The sequence below is a fragment of the Mannheimia sp. USDA-ARS-USMARC-1261 genome (genome assembly GCF_000521605.1).
Taxonomy (GTDB): Bacteria; Pseudomonadota; Gammaproteobacteria; order Enterobacterales; family Pasteurellaceae; genus Mannheimia; species Mannheimia indoligenes.
In genome coordinates, this window is the sequence record NZ_CP006942.1 from 1,408,034 (window position 1) to 1,433,766 (window position 25,733).

Consider the following 25,733-nt stretch of genomic DNA (forward strand, 5'->3'; position numbering starts at 1 on the left):
GACAAGCGGTTAATTTTGCAAAAAAACTTACAAAAATAACCGCTTATACTCAGGGGATTTTTAGAGCATTACGCTTTGTTATTTCGTTTCTTCCTAATCTCAACAATATAATTTTTTTATTGAATGCGGCAACAGGAAATAGCCTTTATTTTCTGTTCTCTGCCATTCCCAACTAAATGGTTTTTTATGACAACTGAATCTTTAACCTTTGCCGACTTAGGCTTACCTCAATCTATTCTTGATGCTGTGAACGATATGGGCTTTGTAAACCCTTCACCAATCCAACAAGAATGTATCCCTCATTTATTAGCCGGTCGAGATGTGCTTGGAATGGCACAAACCGGAAGTGGAAAAACAGCAGCGTTCTCTTTACCTCTATTAGCTCAAATCGATCCAACACAACGCCATCCACAAATGTTAGTGATGGCACCTACTCGTGAATTGGCAATCCAAGTGGCTGATGCCTGTGAACAATTTGCGAAAAATCTCAAAGGTACTCGTGTAGTTACTATTTATGGTGGACAACGTTACGACATTCAACTTCGAGCATTAAAACAAGGCTCACAAGTCGTTGTAGGAACGCCAGGGCGTATTCTTGATCATATTCGTCGTGGCACATTGGATTTATCTGAATTGAAATTTATCGTATTAGACGAAGCGGATGAAATGCTCCGTATGGGCTTTATTGACGATGTTGAAACCATAATGGCTGAATTACCGGAAGATCATCAAACTGCCCTATTCTCAGCTACAATGCCGGAACCGATTCGTCGTATTACCCGCCGCTTTATGAAAGATCCGCAAGAGGTCAAAATTAAAGCGACTGAACGCTCTGCTCCGGATATCGAGCAAAGTTACTGGTTAGTAAACGGTTTCCGCAAAAATGATGCGTTATTACGTTTCTTAGAAGTGGAAGAGTTTGATGCGGCAATTATCTTTACCCGTACCAAAACAGGCACTATCGACATTACCGAATTATGTGAACGTAACGGCTACCGTACCGCTGCCTTAAACGGCGATATGACTCAACAAGCCCGTGAGCAAACTTTAGAAAAACTTCGTTCAGGTCGTTTAGACATTTTAGTTGCAACTGATGTTGCTGCTCGTGGTATTGATATTGAACGCATTAGTTTAGTTATCAACTACGATATTCCACTTGAAGAAGAATCTTACGTTCACCGTATCGGTCGTACCGGTCGTGCCGGTCGTTCAGGTCGTGCATTATTATTTGTTGAGCCTCGTGAACGTCGTTTATTACGCAACATTGAAAACCTAATCAAAAAACCGATTAATGAAGTGGCAATTCCAAACCACGAAGTATTAATGGAAAAACGCCGTGAGAAATTCAAAGCCCGTATTTCTAAACAATTAGAACATCACGATTTAGAAAAATATCGTGAGTTACTGGAAGATTTATTCACAGCAGACCAAGATCACGAAGAACTAGCAGCAGCAATGATGATGTTATTGCAAGAAAAACAAAAACTCATTCTTCCACCGGACCCTGTCGTTCGTGCCGCTCGCTCAGAACGTGGACGTGATCGTAATGACAGAAACGACCGTAGAACTGGTCGTGAGGAACGTCAAGGTAGCGGTATGGCAATGGATTTATATCGTATCGAACTTGGTCGTGAAGATGGAGTGGAAGTACGCCATATCGTAGGTGCGATTGCAAATGAAGGCGATATCAGCAGCCGTTATATCGGGCATATCAAGTTACACGATACCTACTCGACTATTGAATTACCACAAGGTATGCCAAAAAATTTAGTGCAACACTTTGCTAGTAAAGCTCGTGTGTTAAGTAAACCAATGCAAATGAGCTTATTAGGACCGGCAAACAGTGCAAGCAATGCTAGCCCGTTTGATGGTGGTCGTGGCAAAGGTGAGCGTCGTGATCGCAATGATAGAGGCGGTCGCCGTGATGGCGGTTTTAGTAAAGACCGTAAAGGTGGCTTTAAAGAAAAACGCTTTAGCGAAAAGCGTGGTCGCCGTGATTAATTAACAAAATGCCCTAGTCAATAGGGCATTTTTCATATTACACTATTTTACAAGCGGTCTTTTTTCTATATTTTTTGCAACTATGTTTATAAAACCTAATCAAATTTCTTGTTCAACAGAAATTTCCGAACAAGATATTGCCTTTATGCAATACGCTTTAGATTTAGCTGATTTAGCTGAAGCAAAAGGCGAAATACCAGTAGGGGCGGTATTAGTCGATAAAAATCAAAATATCATTGGAAAAGGTTGGAATCAAACGATTCAATTATCTGATCCCTCCGCTCACGCTGAAATGCAAGCTATCCGCCAAGCAGGGCAAATGATTGGTAATTATCGACTATTGGATTGTACGCTCTATGTAACACTTGAACCCTGTCCAATGTGTGCAGGAGCGATTTTACATAGCAGAATTGGTCGGTTGGTGTTTGGTGCAAGTGATTATAAAACAGGTGCAGTAGGCTCACGTTATCATCTATTTGAAGATTATAAAATGAACCATTTTTTAGAAATACAAGGCAACGTGCTAGGGAAGGAATGTAGCCAAAAGATAAGCGATTTTTTTAAGAGAAGGCGAGAAGAAAAAAAGCATAATCATAAGTAAAAAGGCATAGTAAAAAATGTGCTATGCCCTCTAAATGTACTATTGACCAACTGATGCTAAAATTCTATCTGCAAATTTACCGATACTAATACCAAAATTATTCGATTTGTTCCAATCCATTAAGGTACGGAAATTACTAGACACCAAAAATGCTCTGCCTGCCTCTTTATCCGGGCGGATTAACCAGACTTTTTTACCATTTAAGCGAGCCATTTTTGCCACTTCTTGATCATTAGGGTACGCAAGATACACACCTAATGACTGCCATTCAGCTAAGGTTCTTGCCTTATTGGCTTCAATGCCTGAAAAACTTAAATCCATTGGAGCAGATAAATTCACTTCCACTCCCCAAGGTAATTGGTCATCCCAGCCAACAGTTGAAAGATAATTTGCAATAGAAGCAAAAGCATCGGCTTCATTCTCCCAAATATCTTTTTTGCCATCATTGTTGCCATCAGCCGCATAGGTTAAATAGGAAGTTGGCATAAATTGGGTTTGTCCCATTGCACCAGCCCAAGATCCAAGCAATTCGTAGCGTTTAATCGTACCATCATTAAGCATTTTCATTGCATTTACAAACTCTTGTGTGAAGAGCTTTTCACGGCGACCTTCAAAAGCAAGAGTAGCTAATACCGAAAGCACATCAAAATCGCCTTGATTACGCCCGAAGCTGCTCTCCATTCCCCAAAGTGCCAGAATATACTCTTTTTGTACACCATATTTTTGGCTTGCACGAGTTAAATCTGCATTATATTCATACCAACGTTCAATCGCTTGATTTACTTTGGTTTGATTTAATACTTTATTCAAGTAATTCGTTACGCCATTTGGATTTGGAGGTGGGGGCGGTAAATTTGGATCACGTTTACGAGCCGCTTGCTGCTGGTCTAACTGAACTGCTCTCGCATTATAATTAATAAATTTCTGCTCATTTAATGTTTTTGCAGAAACGCCTGCACCTGCTGCTTTCTGCTTTAAGAAATGCACATAGTCATTAAAATTGCTGACTGAACGTGATTTCGTGTATTTTTCATCTAAGTCTAAACGTGAATACTGCTTGGAATTATCACTTGAGCACCCAGCAAGGGCTAAGGTAATAATTGCTAAGGGTAAAGTAAAAAGTGTCGATTTCATCTGCTATTCTGTTAAGTTAATCATTCGGTTAGGACGAATTACATTATCACAAGTAACCTCTGCCACACCTAAAAATTGTGCATTATCGGAATATAGACGCACCAAACCATAAATTTGATTAGGATTGTCAAACCTAACTCTTTGACCAAAACCAACAGCTTTAGTTTGTTGTTCAGTTAAATTTATTTTAATGAGGTTTGATACCGCTGTATCCATTGGTAATAAATGGCAATCCAACTCTGCAAGCGGTTGATTTTCCGCTAACTTTTGCAAATCTGCATAGCTTATCATTTTATCAATCGGATAATTCGCTACAGAGGTTCGACGTAGCATAGTAACGTGAGCCCCACAACCAAGCACTTCGCCTAGATCATCAATAAGGGTACGAATGTAAGTGCCTTTTGAGCAGTGCACTTCTAACGTTAAAAACGGTGCATTGTACTCAATAAAATTCAGCTCAAAAATCGTAATCGGGCGTGCTTCACGCTCAATAGTAATCCCTGCTCTTGCATATTCATAAAGCGGTTTCCCGTTATGTTTTAAGGCAGAAAACATTGTCGGCACTTGCAGAATATCGCCTCTAAATTGCCCTAAAGTTGCTAAAATATCCGATTTTGTTACATTTACTTCTCTGGTTTCAACGATTTCCCCTTCTGCATCGGAAGTATCTGCTCTTTCGCCTAATTTAGCGGTAACAAGATAACGTTTATCAGAGTCTAATAAAAACTGAGAAAACTTAGTTGCTTCGCCTAAACAAATCGGCAGCATACCTGTTGCCAAAGGATCTAACGCCCCGGTATGCCCCGCTTTGTTGGCTTGGAAAATCCGTTTTACCTTTTGCAGAACATCGTTTGACGACATTCCCTGCGGTTTATCTAATAAAAAAACGCCGTGAATATCACGACCACGCTTACGAGGTCTAGACACAATTAGTCCTCTTTATGCTTTTCTTCATCATTTTTGATCACATTAGACACAAGGTTAGACATACGCATACCTTCTACTAATGATTCATCATAGATAAAACGTAATTCAGGCACGATACGCAAACGCATTGCTTTCCCTAATAGCGTGCGAATATAAGGGCTGGCTTTTTCTAAGCCCTTCATTCCTTGTACAATCGCTTCACGATCATTATCAAATAAGAAGGTAACAAAGATTTTTGCATAAGCTAAATCTCTGGACACTTCTACATCTGAAACTGTTACCATACCGATACGAGGGTCTTTCACTTCGCGTTGTAAAATAACTGCAACCTCTTTTTGTAACTCTTGGGCTACGCGGTCGCTACGTTTAAATTCTCTGGACATTTTCTATTTCCTATAATAGCGGAAAGGCACCCGTGCCAACACGCGTGCCGTTATTATGTAAGCGGTCAATTTTTACAAATTTTTTGCAAAATCAGACCGCTTGTTGATGATTAGATCGAACGCTTAATCTCAACGATTTCAAATACTTCGATTTGGTCGCCGACTTTTACATCGTTGTAGTTTTTCACGCCGATACCACATTCCATACCGTTACGGACTTCACTTACGTCATCTTTGAAACGACGGAGAGATTCTAGCTCACCTTCAAAGATTACTACGTTATCACGTAAAACACGGATTGGGTTGTTACGTTTAACCACACCTTCCGTTACCATACAACCTGCGATAGCACCAAATTTCGGGTGGCGGAACACATCACGCACTTCTGCCAAGCCGATGATTTCTTGTTTGAACTCAGGCTGTAACATACCGCTCATTGCCGCTTTCACATCATTTAATAATTCATAAATAATTGAGTAGTAACGTAAGTCGATGTTTTCCGATTCAATCACACGACGAGCTGAAGCATCTGCACGAACGTTAAAGCCGACCATAATCGCATTTGAGGCTGCGGCTAAAGTTGCATCCGTTTCGGTAATACCACCCACGCCTGAACCGACAATTTTCACTTTCACCTCTGCGGTTGAAAGATCCATTAACGACTGGCTAATAGCTTCTACCGAGCCTTGAACGTCTGCTTTTACGATAATGTTCAATTCTGCCACATCGCCTGCGGTCATATTGCTGAACATATTTTCTAATTTCGCTTTTTGCTGACGAGCTAATTTCACATCACGGAATTTACCTTGACGGTAAAGTGCAACTTCACGGGCTTTTTTCTCATCACGCACAACTGTCGCTTCATCACCTGCTGCAGGTACGCCTGAAAGACCTAATACCTCAACCGGAATTGATGGACCGGCACTTTCAATGTCTTTACCGTTTTCATCACGCATTGCACGAACACGACCGTATTCAAAGCCACAAAGTACGATATCGCCTTTGTTTAATGTACCTGATTGAACTAAAATGGTTGCAACCGGACCACGACCTTTATCTAAGTATGACTCGATTACTACACCACTTGCCATACCTTCTTTCACAGCGGTCAATTCTAACACTTCAGATTGAAGTAAGATTGCTTCTAAAAGCTCATCAATCCCCATTCCTTTCTTCGCAGAAACAGGCACGAATTGTACATCACCACCAAATTTTTCAGAGATCACTTCGTGTTGTAATAATTCTTGCTCAACACGATCCGGGTTTGCTTCCGGTTTATCAATTTTGTTTACAGCAACTACAATCGGTGCACCCGCTGCTTTAGCGTGCTGGATAGCTTCGATAGTTTGAGGCATCACACCGTCATCAGCCGCAACTACAAGCACTACGATATCGGTCGCTTTTGCACCACGTGCACGCATTGAGGTAAATGCTGCGTGTCCCGGGGTATCTAAGAAGGTGATCATTTTACCGTCATCAGTTTCAACGTGATAAGCACCGATGTGCTGGGTAATACCACCCGCTTCGCCTGCGGCAACTTTTGCTTTACGAATATAGTCAAGTAATGAGGTTTTACCGTGGTCAACGTGTCCCATAATGGTTACAACAGGTGCACGAGTTACTTTTTCTGCGTTAGTATCACGATCTTCTAAAACCGCTTCTTCTAACTCATTTTCTTTACGCAGAATTACTTTATGCCCCAGTTCTTCCGCCACTAATTGAGCGGTTTCTTGGTCAATAACTTGGTTAATTGTAACCATTTCTCCCATTTTCATCATCATTTTGATGATTTCCGTCGCTTTTACTGCCATTTTATTAGCAAGTTCCGCAACAGTAATGGTTTCACCAATCACAACATCCGCTTTTACAACCTGCACAGGCTTGGTAAAGGCTTGCTGTAATGCTGCACCTTTCTTACCGTGTTTACCTTTGCCTTTCACTTCTTTTTGGTTACGGCGATCTGCACTGCGTTCGTTTTTATCATCTTCACGACCGCCTTTTTTCGCTTTTGCCACACTCGCTTTACCACGCCCACGGCTGGCTTCGCTACGACGGTCGTTATCACGATCTGCTTCACGTGCGTAAGAAGAAGTAAAACGATCATCATCAAAGTCTTCATTGCTACTATTGTCGTTTGATTCTTCGAGTTCAATTTCTGCTAAACGACGAGCATTTTCCGCAGCACGTTTCGCTTCCATTTCTGCTTTTTGCTGAGCTAACTCTTCTTGCTTACGGCGTAATTCTGCTTCTTCTTTACGCTTCGCTTCTTTTTCCGGATCGACGGCTTTTTCTTGCTTAACTTGAGTTTGTGCTTTTGGTTTTTCTTCTTTTGCTTTGCTATTTGGCATTACAGGAGCAGAAGGTGTTTTACTAGCGGTCGATTCTGCTGATTTTTTTGCAGCCTCTTCTTTAGCTGCTTTTTCTTTTGCCTCAGCTTCTGCTTTTTCACGAGCTAACTTTTCAGCGGCTTCTTTTTCAGCTTTTGCCTTTGCAGCAGCTGCTTCTTTTGCGGCTTTCTCTTGTAATGCTTTCGCATCAATTTTTGGTTTTTTCTCTTTTACTTCAACCGCTTTTACTTTACCGCTTGTAGTTGTAGCATTCACTTTACTCGCTTTGCGGGCACCGCCAAGCGAAAGTGTTTTTTTCTCTTCAGTCATCTTTTTTATCCTCTTTGCTTAGCTTAGTTGAACCAACAAATTTGACGAGCTGCCATAATTAACTCGCCTGCTTTCTCTTCTGAGAGCTCTTCAATATCAGCTAAATCATCAACACCTTGCTCTGCAAGTTCTTCAAGCGTTGTAATTTGTTTTTCCGCTAATTTGAATGCAATATGACGATCCATACCTTCGAGCGTTAATAATTTATCTTCAATTTGAGCTGATTTTAATAATTGCTCTTCTTCTAACGCTTTTTTGGTAATCGCATTTTTAGCTCGAGATTGAAGCTCTTCGACTAAATCTTCGTCTTCTAAGCCATCAATTGCCATTAAGGTATCAACCGGTACATACGCGATTGCTTCTAATGAAGTAAAACCTTCTTCAATTAATACTTGAGCAAATTCTTCATCAATTTCCAATGCTGAAGTTAATAAATCAATTACTTTACCGTCTTCTTCTGCACTCTTTTGCGTTAATTCTTCGTTTGTCATTACATTTAACGCCCAGCCTGTTAATTGGGTTGCTAAGCGTACGTTTTGACCATTACGACCAATTGCTTGAGCTAAATTTTTTGATTCAACTGCAATATCCATTGAGTGAGCTTCATCGTTAATTACAATAGAACTTACATCAGCCGGTGCCATTGCATTAATCACGAACTGGGCTGGGTTTTCATCCCAAAGCACGATATCAACACGCTCGCCACCGAGTTCATTACTAATAGCTTGAACGCGAGCACCACGCATACCTACGCAAGCACCTACCGGGTCAATACGTTTATCGTGTGTTTTCACTGCAATTTTTGCACGAGAACCTGCATCACGAGCTGAACCTTTGATCTCAATCACACCTTCCCCAATTTCAGGCACTTCAAGCTTAAATAACTCTTCAAGCATCACAGGTTTTGCACGGGTAACAAACAGTTGAGGACCTTTTGACTCAGGTTTGATCTCATATAATACACCACGCACACGGTCGCCCGGACGGAAGTTTTCACGAGGGAGCATATCTTCACGTACAATCACCGCTTCGCCTTTAATGTCTTCCGTTTTACCGGCTAATTCAAGGAAAATATTATCACGAGTTACTTTTTTCACGGTTGCAATAATAATTTTGCCTAAATCTGAGCGGAATTCGTCAATAATTTTAGTTTTTTCAGCTTCACGGATTTTCGTTTTCACTACTTGACCGAAAGTTTGAATTGCTACACGACCAAATTCGATCGATTCCACTTCATCTTCAATAAAATCGCCTAGTTGTACATTTGGATCTTCAAATTGTGCAGCTTCTAAGCTGATTTCACGCGTCATATTACTCACGTTTTCCACAACTGCCCAACGGCGGAAAGTTTGGAAATCGCCGGTTTTGCGATCAACGACTACACGCACATCAATGTCTAAATCACGGCTTTTCTTCGTTGCAATGGTTAAAGCCGTTTCTAATGCTTCAAAAATCGCTTCTTTTGGTAATTGCTTTTCGTTTGATACTGCTTCTGCAGCTAATAAAATCTCTTTACTCATTTTGTCAGTTTGCCTTCATCTTAAAAATTAAAAACGGGAACTAAATTTGCTTTTTGAATGTTGCCAAATGCGAATTGACGGTCTTCGTTATCTACGGTTAGGGTAATAAAATCGCCTTCAACTGCTTTGATTTGACCTTGCCATTTACGGCGGTCGAACATTGGAATACGCAAATGAATAACTACATCACGCCCAATGAAACGTTCATAATGAGCAATCGTGAATAGCGGTCTATCTAAACCCGGCGAAGAAACTTCTAAGTTATATTTATCTGCAATCGGGTCTTCCACATCAAAAATCGCACTGACTTGACGGCTCACATCGCTACAATCATCAATGGTTACACCGCCCTCTTTATCAATATATAAGCGAACTGTTAAAAAACGTCCCGCACGTTGGCATTCAATGCCGACTAATTCAAAGCCTAATGCTTCAATAGAATCCAGCACAAGCTCTTCTAATTTTTGTTCTAAGGTTGCCAAATCAATCTCCAAATATAAAAAAAGCCGGATAAACCAGCTTTGATACGTTAATTTCTGTACCAATTTCCGTAAAAAAACCCCAGACGGGAAACCGTGGGGCTTTAAGCGGTTTGTTTTTTTATGATGCAGCGACAACAAGCGGTCTTTTTTTGCTAATTTTTTGCAAAATTAATTAAAACACCATATAAAACAAAACTCACAACTTTAACCAAAGCTGTGAGCTTAAAACTGGTTGCGGGGGCTGGATTTGAACCAACGACCTTCGGGTTATGAGCCCGACGAGCTACCAAGCTGCTCCACCCCGCGTCTGATGGGGCTTATTATAGGCTTTTAATGTAAAAATGCAAGCATTTTTTAATATTTTCGCCCTAATTCCTCTTGATAGAACATTTTTAGCTCATTTTTTGATTTTTCACCCACATTACCATACAACATCTGGTAATAGTAGTCATAAGCCAACACATTCTGCACATAGCCTCTCGTTTCATAAAATGGAATACTGGCAATGAATTCATCCATTTCTAAAGTGCCGTTACTGCGTTTGAGCCACTGCTCTACCCGCCCTGCTCCTGCATTATACGCCGATGAAATCAAAATACGGTTATTTGGATATTTTTCATTAAGCTCCATTAAATGCGTTGTGCCAAGCATAATGTTGTTGAATGGTCTAAAAAGATCTCGCTCTCCCCTAAACTGCAAACCATTATCTTTCGCTGTTTTTTCCGCTGTTGTTGGCAGCATCTGCATTATCCCTCTTGCATTGGTGTGTGATTGAGCTTGTGGATTCCAAGCACTCTCTTGGCGTGCAATAGCTTGTGCAAATGATTTACTGATTTTCTTATCTTGTAAATTCAGCTCAAACCAATCGGAATACGCATTCGGCAGACGTAAATCGATATTATCAAAGGCTTTTATCTGGATTGTACCTTCCACCGCTAAATCATACCAATTTTGCTCTTTTGCATATTGAATAATAGCAAGTTGAGTTTTAACAGGCGAACTCTCTCCCGTTTCAGTTTTCACATTATTGATTAAATTAATCCAAACACGCTTAGCCTGATCAATTTGCCCAAGCTCACGCAATTCCTGAATACGCTCAAATTGCTTTTCATACAATTCACGTTGTGCCTGCGTTAAATCCGCCACTTCAATAATAGGGAATTGGTAAGCCATACCTAATTGTTGTGCCGCCAGCATTGGGTAAAAGCCACGCTCTTTGGCAAGTTCTTCAAATATCGTTTTACGCTTAGCTTCATTCTTTTCAATTTTAGCCGACCAGTAACGCCACTCTGCCTTATTTTTAGCTTCACTTGAAAGAGAAGCTAACCATTCATTTAAATCTGAGCGTTGCCAAATTGCCATACGCAATCTGCGTTCTAACAGATTATCAGCTCCTAAGCCTTTAATCTGCTCATCACGCCAGAATTGGAACGTTGGTTCTTCATTATCGAAATGTCGGCTAATAAAAGCGGTTTTTAACGCTTTAAATTCATCTTCACTAAATTGATATTTCTCAGCCCATACTTGATATTGCTCGAATGTCGGATTATCTAGTTTCTCTGGCTGATTGCGGATATATTTCGGCAATAACTCAATAATAATAGCTTTATTTTCTGATTTAAATGCAGAATCAAGCGGTTGATTTTCAATAAAATTTTGCAAATCTTTCGGATTAGCCGATACTTTCTCAACTGAACTTAACCACGTTTTCAGATTTTCATCAGTTGCATTAAGTGCTAGATTAGCAATTTCCGCATTTGCATTTTGTTTGACTAATTCGACCACTTTCAAACGTACTTTTTCATCTGTTTTTAAGCCTTGATCTCGCCAAAAACTTTCTAAATTCGCACAGTCAGACGTTAATTTAGGATTAGCCAGCCAGAAATCATCAAATTCTTTCACTAATGCCGATAATTCTGCATTTTCTACTTTTTGCTCAACCATTGGATTGATTTGGGCTTTACTCGCCGCTATTTCATAATGAGCAGAAAACACACGGCATTGTTCCGCTAATTGTGTTGGCTTCACACTCTTTGCGTACTCTACTAATTCTTCAAATTTCTGCTCACGATAGAGCTGCTCAAACAGAAAATTCTGCAACTGCCGTTGATATAAAGATTCTGGATATTTTGCTACAAAGGCTTTAACTTCTTGCTCTGTTGCTTGCTTCAATGTCATTTTAGCATTCAGCAGCTTCCATTCGGCTTCCATTTCTAACGGATAGCCCGATAAAGTCGCCAATAAACGTTGGATAACTTGCTCTGTTGCAGGCGATAAATTTTTCTGACTGACTGCCACATCGACCAAATAGTTAATTTGCTGGAAATTTTCTCTCTGCTTTAAACGTAAATTTTCTGCGTGCTGTAACTCTTTCTGATAAATAACCAACCAATCATTTTTTAATTGTTTTAATTCTGTTTCAGTGTAACTTTTTAATGGCTCTTTCTCGGCACCTGCCGCAAATGTATATTGGCTTGCTAAAAATACAGCAAGCAATGTTTTCTTCCACATAGTTTTCTCCTTAGTCGTTAGCTTTTGGCAGAAAAAGGGCAATAAAGTTCAACTGGATTATTCTAAGAAAATATTGAATTAAAGTAAAAATGATGAGTTTCAATGGAGGCGTGTCCCGGAGTCGAACCGAGCTACATGGATTTGCAATCCAGTGCATAACCGCTTTGCTAACACGCCGTAAGATTTGAAAATTGGAGCGGGAAACGAGGCTCGAACTCGCGACCCCGACCTTGGCAAGGTCGTGCTCTACCAACTGAGCTATTCCCGCACTTGAGGTTTCACAACACTGCGTTGTGGAATGAGGTGCATTTTACGGATTTATGATTTTATGTCAATGACAAAATGAAACTTCTACTGCTGAATGCTGAAAAAAACTTCACTCGACTTGATTAGAGCCTTAAAAATAATCAAGCGGTTGATTTTTGCAAAAAATTTACAAAAATCAACCGCTTGCTAGTGGTTATAAATTAGCGTTTTTTCGCTTTTGCGTTTGGTAAGTCTGTGATAGAACCTTCAAACACTTCTGCCGCTAATCCAACAGATTCGTGCAAGGTTGGGTGAGCGTGAATGGTTAATGCAATATCTTCTGCATCACAGCCCATTTCAATTGCCAAGCCGATTTCGCCTAATAATTCGCCACCATTACTACCTACAATCGCACCACCTAATAAGCGGTGAGTGTCTTTATCGAAAATTAACTTTGTCATACCTTCTGAACATTCAGAAGCAATCGCACGACCTGAAGCAGCCCAAGGGAATTTAGCAACTTCGTAGTTTAAGCCTTCTTGTTTACACTCTTTCTCAGTTTTACCAACCCAAGCAACTTCCGGCTCAGTGTAAGCGATTGATGGAATCACTTTCGGATCGAAGTAGTGTTTTTGTCCGGCAATTACTTCTGCTGCAACGTGTCCTTCGTGAACACCTTTATGAGCTAACATCGGCTGACCAACAATATCACCGATTGCGAAGATATGTGGAACGTTAGTACGAAGTTGTTTATCTACAGGAATAAAGCCTCGTTCATCAACATGTACGCCTGCTTTGCCTGCATCAATTAATTTGCCGTTTGGCACACGACCGATAGCAACTAGTACAGCATCGTAACGTTTAGTGTCGTTACACGCTTTGCCTTCCATTGAAACATAGATACCGTCATCTTTTGCTTCAACCGCAGTTACTTTAGTTTCAAGCATTAGCTTGAATTTTTTCTCGATCTGTTTGGTATAGATTGCCACAATGTCTTTGTCCGCTGCTGGAATCACTTGGTCGAACATTTCAACCACTTCCACTTCTGAACCTAAAGCATTGTAAACCGTCCCCATCTCTAAACCGATGATACCACCACCCATAATTAAAAGTTTTTTAGGAACTTCTTTTAATTTTAGGGCATCTGTTGAATCCCAAACACGCGGATCTTCGTGTGGAATAAATGGTAATTGAATTGGGCGTGAACCTGCTGCGATAATTGCATTATCAAAGGTAACAGTTGTTGGATTACCATCACGATCACGAGCTACTAATGTGTTCGGACCTGTAAATGTCGCTTCGCCTTCAACCACTTGTACTTTACGAGCTTTCGCCATACCGGCTAGTCCACCCGTTAATTTTGATACAACAGCTTCTTTACCTGCACGAACTTGGTCTAAATCAATAGTCGGCTCACCAAATGTTACACCATTATGCACTGCGTGTTTGGCTTCTTCGATTACTTTTGCAACGTGTAGTAATGCTTTAGACGGAATACAGCCTACGTTTAAACATACACCACCTAAAGTTGAATAACGTTCAACGATTACCGTTTCTAAACCTAAGTCTGCACAGCGGAATGCTGCTGAATAACCCGCCGGACCTGCACCAAGTACCACGACTTGTGTTTTAATTTCTTTGCTCATATTTGCCTCAATTTGTTATACAAGCGGTCGATTTCGCAAAATTTTTTACAAAAACAACCGCTTGTTAAAATTACATTACTAAACGACGAATATCTGCTAATACGCCATTGATATAGCTTAAGAATCTTGCACCATCAGCACCATCAATTACACGGTGGTCAAATGATAATGACAATGGAAGCATTAAACGTGGCTCAAATTCTTTGCCGTTCCAAATCGGTTGCATTTCAGATTTAGACACGCCTAAAATTGCCACTTCCGGTGCATTCACGATCGGGGTGAAGTGTGTAGTACCGATACCACCTAAACTTGAAATAGTAAAACAACCGCCTTGCATATCTGACGCAGTTAATTTACCTTCGCGTGCTTTTTTCGATACTTCCATTAATTCACGAGAAAGTTCGATAATGCCTTTTTTGTTTACATTTTTAAATACCGGAACAACTAAGCCGTTTGGTGTATCTACCGCAACACCGATGTTGATATATTTTTTCAATGTTAAACGTTGTGCATCTTCAGAAATTGAGCTGTTGAAACGAGGGAACGCTTCTAACGCACTTGCTACCGCTTTCATAATGAATACCACAGGCGTGATTTTCACATCCAACTTACGTTTTTCAGCTTCTTTATTTTGTTCTTTACGGAAGTTTTCTAATTCTGTGATGTCTGTACGATCGAAGTGCGTAACGTGTGGAATCATTACCCAGTTACGATGTAAGTTTGCACCAGAGATCTTATTGATACGGCTTAATTCAACTTCTTCAACTTCACCAAACTTACTGAAATCAACTTTCGGCCACGGTAATAAGCCTAAACCGGCACCGTTTGCTGCACCTGTTGCCGCAGCAGCTGTTCCACCTTGTTTTTCAAATACTTGAACTGCCGTTTTAACGTATGCTTGAATATCTTCTTTAACGATACGACCTTTACGACCTGTACCTTTTACTTTATCTAAGTTTACACCAAACTCACGAGCTAAACGGCGAATTACAGGTGTTGCGTGTGCATAACCTGCCGCTGAAACCACTTGTTCTTGATTTAAACCAGATTGGTTTTGACCTGTGGCAACTGCATCAGCTTTCGCTGGAGCGGCTACTTGTGGAGCAGGATCTGAAGCCACTTGAGTAGCTGCTGGTGCAGGTGCTGCACCTGCTACTTCAAATTTCATAATTAATGAACCGGTTGAAACTTTATCACCTGATTTCACTAAAATTTCTTTTACAACACCTGCAAATGGAGCCGGTACTTCCATTGATGCTTTATCGCCTTCAACAGTAATTAAAGATTGCTCTTCTGATACAGAATCTCCTACTTTAACCATAATTTCAGTTACGTTTACTTCATCGCCACCAATATCCGGTACATTCACATCTTTAATTGCAGATGCTGATGCTTGAGCCGGTGCAGCAGCTTCTGCAACCGGAGCTGCTTGTGCTGGTGCAGATGATGCTGTTTCAAACTTCATAATTAATTTGCCTGTTGAAACTTTATCGCCTACATTGATAAAAATTTCTTTTACCACGCCGGCAACCGGAGCAGGAACTTCCATTGACGCTTTATCGCCTTCAACGTTAATGATTGATTGATCAACTTCAACGCTATCACCTACTTTAACCATAATTTCGGTTACGTTTACTTCATCTGAGCCAATGTCCGGTACATTAACTTCAACAACTGCTGAGGTTACCGGTGCAACAGGGGCCGCTTCTGCTTTTGGAACTTCAACCGCTGGTGCAGCATCAGCTGATTCCAATACTAACATTGGGGAACCGGTTGAAACTTTATCACCTACTTTTACTAATACTTCTTTTACCACACCTGCTTCCGGTGCCGGTACTTCCATAGATGCTTTATCGCCTTCTACGTTAATGATTGATTGGTCTACCGAAATAGTATCGCCAACTTTTACCATCACTTCAGTAACACTTACTTCATCTGAACCGATATCTGGTACATTAATTTGTTTTGACATTTTAAAATCCTTCTTTTGTAAACAGATAAACTGATTTTATCCTTACAAATTTAGGGTGGGTTTCCCCACCCCATTTTGCAAAATTTTCGTTAAATTTTACCGCTTGTATTACGCATATAATGGGTTAATACGATCCACATTTAAGCCAAATTTAGCAATAGCATCAGCAACAACTTTAGTTTCCACTGTGCCTTCTTTCGCTAATTGAGCAAGTGCTGCAACTACTACATAACGCTCATCAACTTCAAAGTGTTCACGTAAGTTTGCACGGCTGTCTGAACGACCAAAACCATCTGTACCTAACACGTGATAGTGTTTGCTTGGTACATACGCACGAATTTGTTCAGCGTATAGTTTCATATAGTCAGTTGCTGCAACTGTTGGTAAATCAGCTAACACTTGTGCTACATAAGGAACACGTTGTTCCTCTGTTGGATGTAATAGATTCCAACGTGCAGCATCCGCACCATCACGACCTAACTCATTGAATGATGGAGCTGAGAATACATCTGCGGTTACACCATAGTCATTTGCAAGAATTTGAGCCGCTAAGCGAACATGACGCATAATTGCACCTGAGCTTAATAATTGAACACGACCTTTACCTTTGCCTTCAACCGTTTCAAATTTATATAAACCTTTACGGATACCTTCTTCTGCACCTGCTGGCATTGCCGGTTGGTCTGTAATTTCGTTTAATGTTGTGATGTAGTAGAAAACATCTTCTTGAGCTTCACCATACATACGGCGGATACCATCTTGAACGATTACCGCCACTTCAAATGCAAATGCCGGGTCATAAGTTACACAGTTCGGAATTACACCTGCTTGGATATGGCTATGACCATCTTCGTGCTGTAAACCTTCACCATTTAAGGTTGTACGACCTGATGTACCACCGATCATAAAACCACGAGCTAATTGGTCACCTGCTAACCACATCATATCACCCACACGTTGGAAGCCAAACATTGAGTAATAGATGAAGAATGGGATCATCGGCAAGTTGCTTACCGAGTAAGAAGTCGCTGCAGCTACCCAAGATGCGGTTGCACCTAATTCGTTGATACCTTCTTGTAATACTTGACCATCTTTTGCTTCACGGTAGTAAGCTACTAAATCACGGTCTGATGGCACATAGTTTTGACCAAATGGATTGTAAATACCGATTTGACGGAATAAACCTTCCATACCGAAAGTACGAGCTTCGTCCGCAATAATTGGTACGATTTGCTGACCGATATTTTTATCTTTTAATAGGGTATTTAACACTCGAGAGAATGCCATCGTAGTTGAAATACCACGCGGTTGCTCATCTAATAATGCTTGGAATTCCGATAATTTAGGCACTTTGAATTCAACAGTGAATTTCGGTTTACGCACCGGTACATAACCGTTTAAATCTTTACGTTTACCGTGTAAGTAGTTGTATTCTTCTGAACCCTCAGCAAATTTGATGTAGTCTAAGTTTTCAACTTGCTCATCAGTTAATGGCAATTCAAAGTAATCACGGAAGCCTTTTAAGCTCTCTAATGACATTTTCTTAGATTGGTGAGCAGTATTTTTACTTTCTGCTTCAGGAATACGGTAGCCTTTTACTTGTTGAGCTAAGATCACAACCGGCTTGTCTGATTTTTGTGCTTTCGCATACGCTGCGTAAAGTTTTTCAGAATCGTGTGCACCACGACGTAATGCCCAGATTTCATCATCTGTCATATCTGCAACTAATGCCGCAGTTTCCGGGTAACGACCAAAGAAATGCTCACGTATATAGGCACCGCTTTTTGATTTAAATGTTAAATAATCACCATCTAACACTTCCATCATTAATTGGCTTAGTTTACCTGAAGTATCTTTTGCGAATAATTTATCCCACTCACTACCCCATAATACTTTAATCACTTCCCAGCCGGCACCAGTAAATACGCCCTCTAATTCTTGAACGATTTTACCGTTACCGTTTACCGGACCATCTAAACGTTGTAAGTTACAGCTAACGGTGAAGATTAAGTTATTTAATTTTTCACGACCTGCGAAAGATAATGCACCTTTAGATTCGATTTCATCCATTTCGCCATCACCTAAGAACGCATATACTTTTTGATCTGCGGTATCTTTTAAGCCACGATGTTCTAAATATTTTAAGAAACGTGCTTGGTAGATAGCATTAACAGGACCTAAACCCATTGATACGGTTGAGAATTGCCAGAATTCAGGCATTAATTTAGGATGAGGGTAAGAAGATAAGCCGTCAACAAAAGCTTCTTGACGGAAGTTATCCATTTGTTCTTCAGTAATGCGACCTTCTAAGAACGCACGAGCATACATACCAGGAGCAGCGTGTCCTTGGAAGAAGATTAAATCACCGCCATTTTTCTCAGTCGGGGCTTTGAAAAAGTGGTTGAAACAAACTTCATACATTGTAGCCGCTGATTGGAATGTTGAGATGTGTCCACCTAAGTCAAGATCTTTTTTCTGGCTACGAAGTACTGTTGCAATCGCGTTCCAACGTACCGCAGAACGAATACGACGCTCGATTTTATGATCACCCGGATAAGCTGGTTGCTCAGAAACAGGAATCGTGTTTACATAATCTGTCGTTGTACCTGTTGGCAATGAAACACCGCCAGCACGAGCTTGGCTAATAACTTGTTCAACAATAAATTGAGCACGCTCTAGACCTTCTTCACGAATTAATGAATCGAGTGATGCTAACCAATCTTGAGTTTCGATTGGATCTACGTCATTTCTCAAGTTCTCTGACATAGTATTCTTCCTTATTAAATTAATGATTGAAGTATAAATAACAAAATTTTAACAAATTTTGCTTGTTTGATGGTTTTTAGACCAATTTTGATCGAAAAAATTCATCTTAAATCGCTACTTTGAATTTCTTCTTAGCTGAAACTTAAGACTAAAAACCACAAGTAAACTAATTATCTATTTGATTTTAAACGTTTTTTACAGAAAATTATAAAATTTGTTTAAATTTTGTAGATAAATTTGTAGTGCAAGATAGCAAAAATCGCTGGTTTTGTCTAATTTTCAAGGGGAAGGCTTTCTTCTCCATTTATGAAAATAAAGTAACATCACATTCTATTTTTGCTTTAAGCGAACCTTAGCAACCTCTTGAATAAGTGATGGACCTTGATAAATCATCGCAGAGTAAACTTGAAGTAAACTCGCACCGGCATCAATTTTCTCCTGCCCACTTTCTAGTGAATGAATGCCTCCGCTTCCAATGATAGGTACACGCCCGTTTAATTCTGTAGATAATCTTGCAATCAATTTAGTACTTAATTGATGCAGTGGCTTACCACTTAATCCACCTTGCTGCTCAGAGTGCGTTAGACCAACCACACTTTCACGAGAAAGCGTGGTATTGCCTGCAATTACGCCATCAATTTGATGTCGAACCAGACTATCTGCAACAGACGCAATTTCTTCATCGGTTAAATCAGGGGCAATTTTTAATACAAGTGGTCGATATTTACCAATTTTTTGCGAAAGTAATACTTGTTCTTGCTTAAGGTTATACAGTAAATCATCTAAGGCTTCGCCATATTGCAAACTACGCAAATTTTTAGTGTTTGGCGATGAGATATTAACCGTTACATAATCCGCATATTCATACACTTTGCGTAAGCAAATCAAATAATCATCTAAGCTACGCTCAATCGGCGTGATCGAATTTTTACCGATATTAATTCCTAGAATGCCGTCATATTTTGCTTTTTTCACATTTTCAATTAAAGCATCTACACCTTTGTTATTAAAGCCGTTACGGTTAATAATGCCTTCAGCTTCTAAAACTCGAAATTGCCTTGGTTTAGGGTTTCCGTCTTGTGCAACAGGCGTAACCGTCCCCACTTCAATAAAGCCAAACCCTAATTTACCAAAGCCATCAATGGCTTCACCATTTTTATCTGCTCCTGCCGCTAAACCAATCGGATTTTTAAAATGTAGTCCCATTACTATTATTGGGTTAGAGGGGATGGAGAACGGCGAAAAAGGTAGCTTTCCTACTAATCCTAATGCTTGAATGGAAAATTGATGTGCATTTTCAGCATCAAGCAAAAATAAAAATTGACGTATAAGAGAATACATACAGATATTTTCCCTAATTATAAACAGTTATAAAAAAGCCCAATCATAGGATTGGGCATTCGGGTAATAAAATCATTAAGCATCAAACATTGCAGAGATAGACTCTTCATTGCTGATACGGCGGATTGCTTCGGCAAGCATTCCTGATAAAGTTAAAACTCGTACTTTGTTAAGAGCTTTGATTTCATTGCTTAACGGAATTGTATCTGTTACCACAATTTCATCTAATGCCGGGTTTGCTAAGTTTTGAGCAGCAGAACCTGAGAACACCGCGTGCGTTGCATAAGCAAATACACGACGAGCACCACGCTCTTTTAATGCTTCAGCTGCTTTAGCTAATGTGCCACCAGTATCGATCATATCATCAACTAAGATACAATCACGCTCAGCCACATCACCAATAATGTGCATTACTTGAGATACATTCGCTTTCGGGCGACGTTTATCAATAATTGCCATATCCGTATCATTAAGCAATTTAGCTACCGCTCTTGCACGCACTACTCCACCGATATCCGGAGAAACCACAATCGGGTTCACTAAATCGGTTTTCTTCAAAATATCTTCGATTAACACCGGTGAGCCAAATACGTTATCCACCGGCACATCGAAGAATCCTTGAATTTGCTCTGCGTGTAAATCACAAGTTAATACTCTATCAACACCCACGCTTGATAAGAAGTCTGCTACCACTTTTGCTGTAATAGGTACACGAGCTGAACGCACACGTCTATCTTGGCGAGCATAGCCAAAGTATGGGATAACTGCTGTAATACGACCGGCAGAAGCACGACGTAAAGCGTCCACCATCACAATCAATTCCATAAGATTATCATTGGTTGGTGCACAAGTTGATTGCACAATGAAAATATCGCCTCCACGCACATTTTCATTGATTTGCACTTGAATTTCACCATCGCTAAAACGACCAACAGTTGCATTACCTAACGAGGTATAAAGATGTTTTGCAATACGATTAGCGAGTTCCGGCGTTGCGTTGCCCGCAAACAGTTTAATATCTGTCATTGAGTGATCCTTTGGTTATTGGTGGTTAGTTTGGAGTAATTTTTGATGTAATGGCGAAATATTTTGTCCTCTCGCCACAAAGCCAAATGTCTCTTCCGGCTTATGTGCAAAAACCTGCTCGGCTTCTGCTTTTGTATCAAATTCGGCGAAAATACAAGCACCAGTGCCTGTCAGCCTAAACGGTGCATATTGTAACAATTCTTGCATAAGATCTTCAACCGCAGAATACCTTTCTCGCACAACTTTTTCGCAATCGTTTGCCCATTTTGAAGATAATAATTCTGATAAAGTGCGTTTTGGCGTATTTCTAGGTAAGTTTGGATCGTTAAAAACCACTGCCGTTGAAATGGAAACTTCAGGCTTTAATACCACATACCATTTTTCTTCCGGCTCACAAGGCGTTAAAACTTCTCCAACCCCTTCGGCAAAAGCGGCAATACCTCTGACGAAGATCGGCACATCAGCCCCTAAACTTAGCCCTAATTTCGCCAACTGCTCAAGTGAAAGCCCTGTTTGCCATAAATGATTTAAGCCCACCAACACTGTAGCGGCATTTGATGAACCGCCACCCACACCGCCGCCCATCGGCAAATTTTTAGTAATGCCAATTTTCGCCCCTTTGTTGCAAGCGGTCGTTTTTTGCAAAAGTTTTGCAGCTCGGTAAATTAAGTTATCTCCAACCGCTACACCTTCAACTTGATTTATTAGCTCAATTTCAGGGTTATTGGTGATTTCAATCTCAATTTCATCGCCAAAGTCTAAAAATTGAAATAGCGTTTGCAACTCGTGATAGCCATCTGCCCGTTTATTGGTAATATACAAAAACAGGTTCAATTTCGCCGGACTAGGTAAAATCACTTTTTCCATCAATAAGCCCATCTTTCAATACGGATTTTCAACGTCTGCGTACCGTTTTCAAGCACAATTAATTTCGGCAAATTTGGCACACGATCTTCGTGATATTCCACATAACTTGCTTTCCAAATCGTGCCATTCAGCGGATAACTAAATTGTGAAAGCTGACGTTTTTCATTCACAATATAATTCCCTTCTTTTTCAGGCTGACCTTTTACCCAATAGGCAAATTGGTCGATTGGGAACGACACTCCGATAATCTCTTGCATTAGGGCATCAATATCACGATCTGAACGGCTATTACCTTCGCTATCTGAAACCGTTAAGCCTCTCTTATTACGCTCTAATTTGAGGGATTTCGTCGAAAGGTTAGAAGAAAGCTCTAAACCAAAATGTGTTGGCGTATTATATTGCCAGTTAAAATGAGAAGAAAAACGCTCTTCCGGTGAAATATAGCCAAATTGACCTGTCGCTTTATAGCCCTGAATTTTGGCTAATTGAGCTAAATGTTGCTGCCATTGCGGATCGTTATGTGGAATTTCCACCGTTGGTTTTTGCACCTCGGTAGGTGCATTTAATACTGAGTTACAGCCTGTTAAAACCAGCAAGGTAGTAAAGGATAAAAGTGTTGTCAGTTTTTTCATAGTATTCTCTATATGCTATAGGGCGGAAATATTTCGCCCCTATAAATCATAATGTTTGGAATGATTTTGCAAACTTTCAGTCAAAATCAACCGCTTGTTATGCCCCAAATTGTAGGCTATGAAGTTGTTTATAAGCCCCACCTTGAGCGAGAAGTTCTGTATGACTTCCTCGTTCAATAATATTTCCGTGATCGACCACCAAAATTTCATCGGCTTTTTCAATGGTTGATAAGCGATGAGCAATGACAAGCACGGTACGATCTTTTTGCAATACTTCTAGTGCCGACTGAATGGCTCTTTCAGATTCAGTATCAAGAGCAGACGTAGCCTCATCAAGTACAAGTACAGGCGAATTTCTGAGTAAGGCACGGGCGATCGCTAAACGTTGGCGTTGCCCACCCGATAGGCTTGCTCCGTTTTCACCAATTATGGTATCTAAACCATTATCAAGTTTTTCAATAAATTCCATTGCGTGAGCGGCTTTTGCCGCAGCAATGATTTCTTCTCGGCTATATTTATCGGTTGCCGCATAAGCAATGTTATTGGCAATCGTATCGTTAAATAAGTGAACTTGCTGTGAAACTACAGAGCATTGTTCACGCAGGTTCTTTAAGGTGTAATCTTGAATATTAATGCCGTCTAACAAAATTTCACCGTCATCAATATCATAAAAACGGGTGAGCAAATTGGCTATGGTTGATTTACCCGAACCGGAACGCCCCACCAATGCCACAGTTTTGCCTTTAGGAATCTCAAACGAAATGTTGTTTAATGCTTTTTCATCTTTACCCACATAAGTAAAACTGACATCTTTAAATTCAACATTACCTTCTGCTTTTTCTACTCGAACAGAACCGTTATCTTTCTCGGTTTTTAAATCTAAAAACTCAAATAATGTTTGGCAAGCAGCCATACCACGTTGGAATTGCGAGTTTACATTAGTTAATGATTTTAATGGGCGTAGCATTGCCATCATAGACGAAAACACAACCGTAAATGAACCTGCGGTAAGATTTTCGCTCATCACTTCAGGAAAAGTTGCTACATAAAGTACGGCAGATAATGCAAAAGAAGCTATAAGCTGTACCACACCATCAGAAATACCATCAGCAGAAACCACTTTCATTCCTTTGCGACGCATATCATTACTTACACGCTCAAAACGATCTTTTTCTACTTTATGTCCGCCAAAGGAAAGTACCTCTTTATGCCCTTTTAACATTTGTTCGGTGGTGATTGTCAGCTCGCCCATTGAGTTTTGAATGTTACGGCTTAATTTACGAAAATATTTTGAAACGAATCCAATCAGCACACCAATAATCGGAGCCATAATAAATAGCACAATTGAGAGTTGCCAACTGGTATAGATCATCACTACAAATAGAGAGATCAAATACGCCCCTTCACGCACAATGGTAACTAGCGAATGAGAAGCTGAACTTGCCACCATTTCGGTATCGTACGTTACACGTGAAAGCAAACGCCCGGTCGGGTTATTATCAAAATAACTAACGGGCATATACATTAAATGTTGGAAAATTTGACGGCGTAAGTTCATTACCACTTTACCCGAAACCCACGCTAAACAGTAACTGGCAATATAATTGGTAATTCCCCGAACTAAAATAAATACCACAACAAGGATTGCCATTAATTTAAGAAAACCGTGATTTGCCTGGCCAAAACCTTCATCTAAAAGTGGTTTAAGCAAATAAATTAACCCCGAGTCTACTAAGGCATTGAGCACTAAAGCAATAGCACCCGCGATCAAGCCTGCTCTAAAAGGGCTAATTGTCGGCCATAAACGTTTAAAGGTTTTAAACGTGGAAAGATCTTTTTCTAAATTAACTTGTTCTTGCATAATTCTTTCTTTTTATTGAAAAATCGGGCTATTGTACATTGATTTCAGAGACTAACCAAATTAAACGCTATTCTGCCTAATATATAATCTATCTTAGTAGAAAAACATTACCGCCATTTTAAATACTAGAGGGGCTAAAATAGAAGATAGTACCCCACAAGCAACTAATGCGATAGAACTATAACTCCCTGCTTTCATACTATGTTCTAAGCACCGACCTGTGCCTAATGCGTGTGAGGCTGCCCCCATACTTAATCCTATTGCCATAATATTTCGTACTTTGATAAAACGTAACAACATAAAACCTAAAATAGAACCCACTAAGCCTGCGATCATCACCCCAACCGCCGCAATACCCACATTACCATCAATTTCATTAGTGATGATGATCGCCATTGGCATTGAAACTGATTTAGGTAACACCGCAGCCAAAATATCTTGACTCGCACCAAACAGAAGAGCAAATCCAACACCGGTCAGCATCGTAACAAGCGTACTAAATAGTAAAACAACCATAATTTGCCGCCATTTTTTACGGATCTGAGGTAACTGTTCATAAAACGGGCAAGCAAGTGCAACTACTGAAACACCCAGTAAATTATTTAAAGGTGCATTGCCTTTGTAATAGTCGTGATAAGGAATATTAAAAATGACAATAACGCCAATAATTAATGTCAGAGCAATCAAGAATGGATTAAGCAGATTGATAGCAAGTTTTTGACTGATTTTTATCCCAACGATAAAAATCACCAATGTCAAAATAGAATAGAGATAAATCATTTAGTTTCTACCTCGATGAAATAGCCATTGAGCAAATAATCCGATAATCACAATAGAAACTAAAGAACTTAACGCGGTAGATAAGACAAAAGTGTTAAAATTTTCACTAAACAGATCCAAATGTTCAATTAATTCAGCACAAATCGGCAAGAAAAATAAAGTCATATAGCGAGTTAGCGGTCTAGCACTTGGCATAACCCATTCTACCTTAACAATCCCTATTACCAAACAACCAAATAAAATTAGCATACCTAAAATACTGTCCGGAATGCCTATGGGGAAAAGAAAGGCAATGAGCTTGCCTAAATATAGCATTACAAATAGCAATGCTAACGATGCTAAAATCTTAAACACTTTTGATAACATATAACCTCCAAACA

The 25,733-nt window shown here is 40.0% G+C and carries 19 protein-coding genes and 3 tRNA genes; 2 read left to right on the plus strand and 20 right to left on the minus strand.

Annotated elements, in window-relative coordinates; translation table 11 throughout:
• Positions 1–186: 186 nt before the first annotated feature.
• Positions 187–2,001, plus strand: coding sequence for a DEAD/DEAH box helicase (locus X781_RS06765; protein WP_025236133.1), 1,815 nt, complete (start codon positions 187–189; stop codon positions 1,999–2,001).
• Positions 2,002–2,083: 82 nt separating this feature from the next.
• Positions 2,084–2,602, plus strand: coding sequence for a tRNA adenosine(34) deaminase TadA (gene tadA, locus X781_RS06770; protein ID WP_051411627.1), 519 nt, complete (start codon positions 2,084–2,086; stop codon positions 2,600–2,602).
• A gap of 39 nt (positions 2,603–2,641) precedes the next feature.
• On the opposite strand, the gene X781_RS06775 is transcribed toward tadA, so the two are convergent.
• From X781_RS06775 to X781_RS06870, 20 genes are all read right to left on the minus strand, one after another.
• Positions 2,642–3,736, minus strand: coding sequence for a lytic murein transglycosylase (locus tag X781_RS06775; RefSeq protein ID WP_025236134.1), 1,095 nt, complete (start codon positions 3,734–3,736; stop codon positions 2,642–2,644).
• 3 nt (positions 3,737–3,739) lie between these two features.
• On the minus strand, positions 3,740–4,663 hold the full coding sequence (truB, locus tag X781_RS06780) for a tRNA pseudouridine(55) synthase TruB (RefSeq protein ID WP_025236135.1): 924 nt from the start codon (positions 4,661–4,663) through the stop codon (positions 3,740–3,742).
• 2 nt (positions 4,664–4,665) lie between these two features.
• Positions 4,666–5,046: a 30S ribosome-binding factor RbfA gene (gene rbfA, locus X781_RS06785; RefSeq protein ID WP_025236136.1), complete on the minus strand. Its 381-nt coding sequence runs from the start codon at positions 5,044–5,046 to the stop codon at positions 4,666–4,668.
• Between the two features lie 110 nt (positions 5,047–5,156).
• Positions 5,157–7,703: a translation initiation factor IF-2 gene (gene infB / locus X781_RS06790; protein WP_025236137.1), complete on the minus strand. Its 2,547-nt coding sequence runs from the start codon at positions 7,701–7,703 to the stop codon at positions 5,157–5,159.
• A 23-nt stretch (positions 7,704–7,726) separates the two neighbouring features.
• Positions 7,727–9,223 carry a transcription termination factor NusA gene (nusA, locus tag X781_RS06795; RefSeq protein ID WP_025236138.1) on the minus strand — a complete coding sequence of 499 codons (1,497 nt, stop codon included), beginning with the start codon at positions 9,221–9,223 and terminating at the stop codon, positions 7,727–7,729.
• Positions 9,224–9,243: 20 nt separating this feature from the next.
• Positions 9,244–9,705, minus strand: a complete 462-nt coding sequence (gene rimP, locus X781_RS06800; RefSeq protein WP_025236139.1) for a ribosome maturation factor RimP — start codon at positions 9,703–9,705, stop codon at positions 9,244–9,246.
• A 229-nt stretch (positions 9,706–9,934) separates the two neighbouring features.
• Positions 9,935–10,011 (minus strand) — tRNA-Met (locus tag X781_RS06805).
• Positions 10,012–10,059: 48 nt separating this feature from the next.
• A complete protein-coding gene (locus tag X781_RS06810; protein WP_025236140.1) occupies positions 10,060–12,216 on the minus strand; it encodes a transglycosylase SLT domain-containing protein in 2,157 nt (718 codons plus the stop codon).
• Positions 12,217–12,319: 103 nt separating this feature from the next.
• Positions 12,320–12,393, minus strand: a tRNA-Cys gene (locus X781_RS06815).
• A 15-nt stretch (positions 12,394–12,408) separates the two neighbouring features.
• Positions 12,409–12,484: transfer RNA gene (locus X781_RS06820), tRNA-Gly, on the minus strand.
• Between the two features lie 199 nt (positions 12,485–12,683).
• Positions 12,684–14,108 (minus strand): dihydrolipoyl dehydrogenase, encoded by a 1,425-nt coding sequence (gene lpdA / locus X781_RS06825; RefSeq protein WP_025236141.1) that lies wholly within the window; start codon positions 14,106–14,108, stop codon positions 12,684–12,686.
• A gap of 70 nt (positions 14,109–14,178) precedes the next feature.
• Complete coding sequence (gene aceF, locus X781_RS06830) at positions 14,179–16,080, minus strand: pyruvate dehydrogenase complex dihydrolipoyllysine-residue acetyltransferase (RefSeq protein ID WP_025236142.1); 1,902 nt, start codon at positions 16,078–16,080, stop codon at positions 14,179–14,181.
• 108 nt (positions 16,081–16,188) lie between these two features.
• Positions 16,189–18,846, minus strand: a complete 2,658-nt coding sequence (gene aceE, locus X781_RS06835) for a pyruvate dehydrogenase (acetyl-transferring), homodimeric type (protein WP_025236143.1) — start codon at positions 18,844–18,846, stop codon at positions 16,189–16,191.
• Positions 18,847–19,176: 330 nt separating this feature from the next.
• Positions 19,177–20,187, minus strand: coding sequence for a quinone-dependent dihydroorotate dehydrogenase (gene pyrD / locus X781_RS06840; RefSeq protein WP_025236144.1), 1,011 nt, complete (start codon positions 20,185–20,187; stop codon positions 19,177–19,179).
• A 75-nt stretch (positions 20,188–20,262) separates the two neighbouring features.
• A complete protein-coding gene (locus X781_RS06845; RefSeq protein ID WP_025236145.1) occupies positions 20,263–21,213 on the minus strand; it encodes a ribose-phosphate pyrophosphokinase in 951 nt (316 codons plus the stop codon).
• A gap of 15 nt (positions 21,214–21,228) precedes the next feature.
• Entirely contained in the window at positions 21,229–22,083 is an 855-nt protein-coding gene (gene ispE, locus X781_RS06850) for a 4-(cytidine 5'-diphospho)-2-C-methyl-D-erythritol kinase (protein WP_025236146.1), read from the minus strand.
• Positions 22,080–22,712, minus strand: a complete 633-nt coding sequence (lolB, locus tag X781_RS06855) for a lipoprotein insertase outer membrane protein LolB (RefSeq protein ID WP_025236147.1) — start codon at positions 22,710–22,712, stop codon at positions 22,080–22,082. Before lolB ends, ispE begins: the two co-directional genes overlap by 4 nt.
• A 97-nt stretch (positions 22,713–22,809) precedes the next feature.
• Positions 22,810–24,573 (minus strand): lipid A ABC transporter ATP-binding protein/permease MsbA, encoded by a 1,764-nt coding sequence (msbA, locus tag X781_RS06860; RefSeq protein ID WP_025236148.1) that lies wholly within the window; start codon positions 24,571–24,573, stop codon positions 22,810–22,812.
• Positions 24,574–24,666: 93 nt separating this feature from the next.
• Positions 24,667–25,353 (minus strand): LrgB family protein, encoded by a 687-nt coding sequence (locus tag X781_RS06865; protein ID WP_025236149.1) that lies wholly within the window; start codon positions 25,351–25,353, stop codon positions 24,667–24,669.
• Entirely contained in the window at positions 25,354–25,719 is a 366-nt protein-coding gene (locus X781_RS06870; RefSeq protein WP_025236150.1) for a CidA/LrgA family protein, read from the minus strand.
• Between the last annotated feature and the right edge of the window lie 14 nt (positions 25,720–25,733).

What these genes read in the sequence shown, in the direction of transcription:
- X781_RS06870 (WP_025236150.1), bottom strand. Translation starts at nt 25,719, where the DNA reads ATGTTATCAAAAGTGTTTAAGATTTTAGCATCGTTAGCATTGCTATTT.
- X781_RS06810 (WP_025236140.1), bottom strand. Translation starts at nt 12,216, where the DNA reads ATGTGGAAGAAAACATTGCTTGCTGTATTTTTAGCAAGCCAATATACA.
- X781_RS06845 (WP_025236145.1), bottom strand. Translation starts at nt 21,213, where the DNA reads ATGACAGATATTAAACTGTTTGCGGGCAACGCAACGCCGGAACTCGCT.
- nusA (WP_025236138.1), bottom strand. Translation starts at nt 9,223, where the DNA reads ATGAGTAAAGAGATTTTATTAGCTGCAGAAGCAGTATCAAACGAAAAG.
- lolB (WP_025236147.1), bottom strand. Translation starts at nt 22,712, where the DNA reads ATGAAAAAACTGACAACACTTTTATCCTTTACTACCTTGCTGGTTTTA.
- tadA (WP_051411627.1), top strand. Translation starts at nt 2,084, where the DNA reads ATGTTTATAAAACCTAATCAAATTTCTTGTTCAACAGAAATTTCCGAA.
- infB (WP_025236137.1), bottom strand. Translation starts at nt 7,703, where the DNA reads ATGACTGAAGAGAAAAAAACACTTTCGCTTGGCGGTGCCCGCAAAGCG.
- aceF (WP_025236142.1), bottom strand. Translation starts at nt 16,080, where the DNA reads ATGTCAAAACAAATTAATGTACCAGATATCGGTTCAGATGAAGTAAGT.
- X781_RS06775 (WP_025236134.1), bottom strand. Translation starts at nt 3,736, where the DNA reads ATGAAATCGACACTTTTTACTTTACCCTTAGCAATTATTACCTTAGCC.
- rbfA (WP_025236136.1), bottom strand. Translation starts at nt 5,046, where the DNA reads ATGTCCAGAGAATTTAAACGTAGCGACCGCGTAGCCCAAGAGTTACAA.
- aceE (WP_025236143.1), bottom strand. Translation starts at nt 18,846, where the DNA reads ATGTCAGAGAACTTGAGAAATGACGTAGATCCAATCGAAACTCAAGAT.
- X781_RS06765 (WP_025236133.1), top strand. Translation starts at nt 187, where the DNA reads ATGACAACTGAATCTTTAACCTTTGCCGACTTAGGCTTACCTCAATCT.
- X781_RS06865 (WP_025236149.1), bottom strand. Translation starts at nt 25,353, where the DNA reads ATGATTTATCTCTATTCTATTTTGACATTGGTGATTTTTATCGTTGGG.
- pyrD (WP_025236144.1), bottom strand. Translation starts at nt 20,187, where the DNA reads ATGTATTCTCTTATACGTCAATTTTTATTTTTGCTTGATGCTGAAAAT.
- lpdA (WP_025236141.1), bottom strand. Translation starts at nt 14,108, where the DNA reads ATGAGCAAAGAAATTAAAACACAAGTCGTGGTACTTGGTGCAGGTCCG.
- msbA (WP_025236148.1), bottom strand. Translation starts at nt 24,573, where the DNA reads ATGCAAGAACAAGTTAATTTAGAAAAAGATCTTTCCACGTTTAAAACC.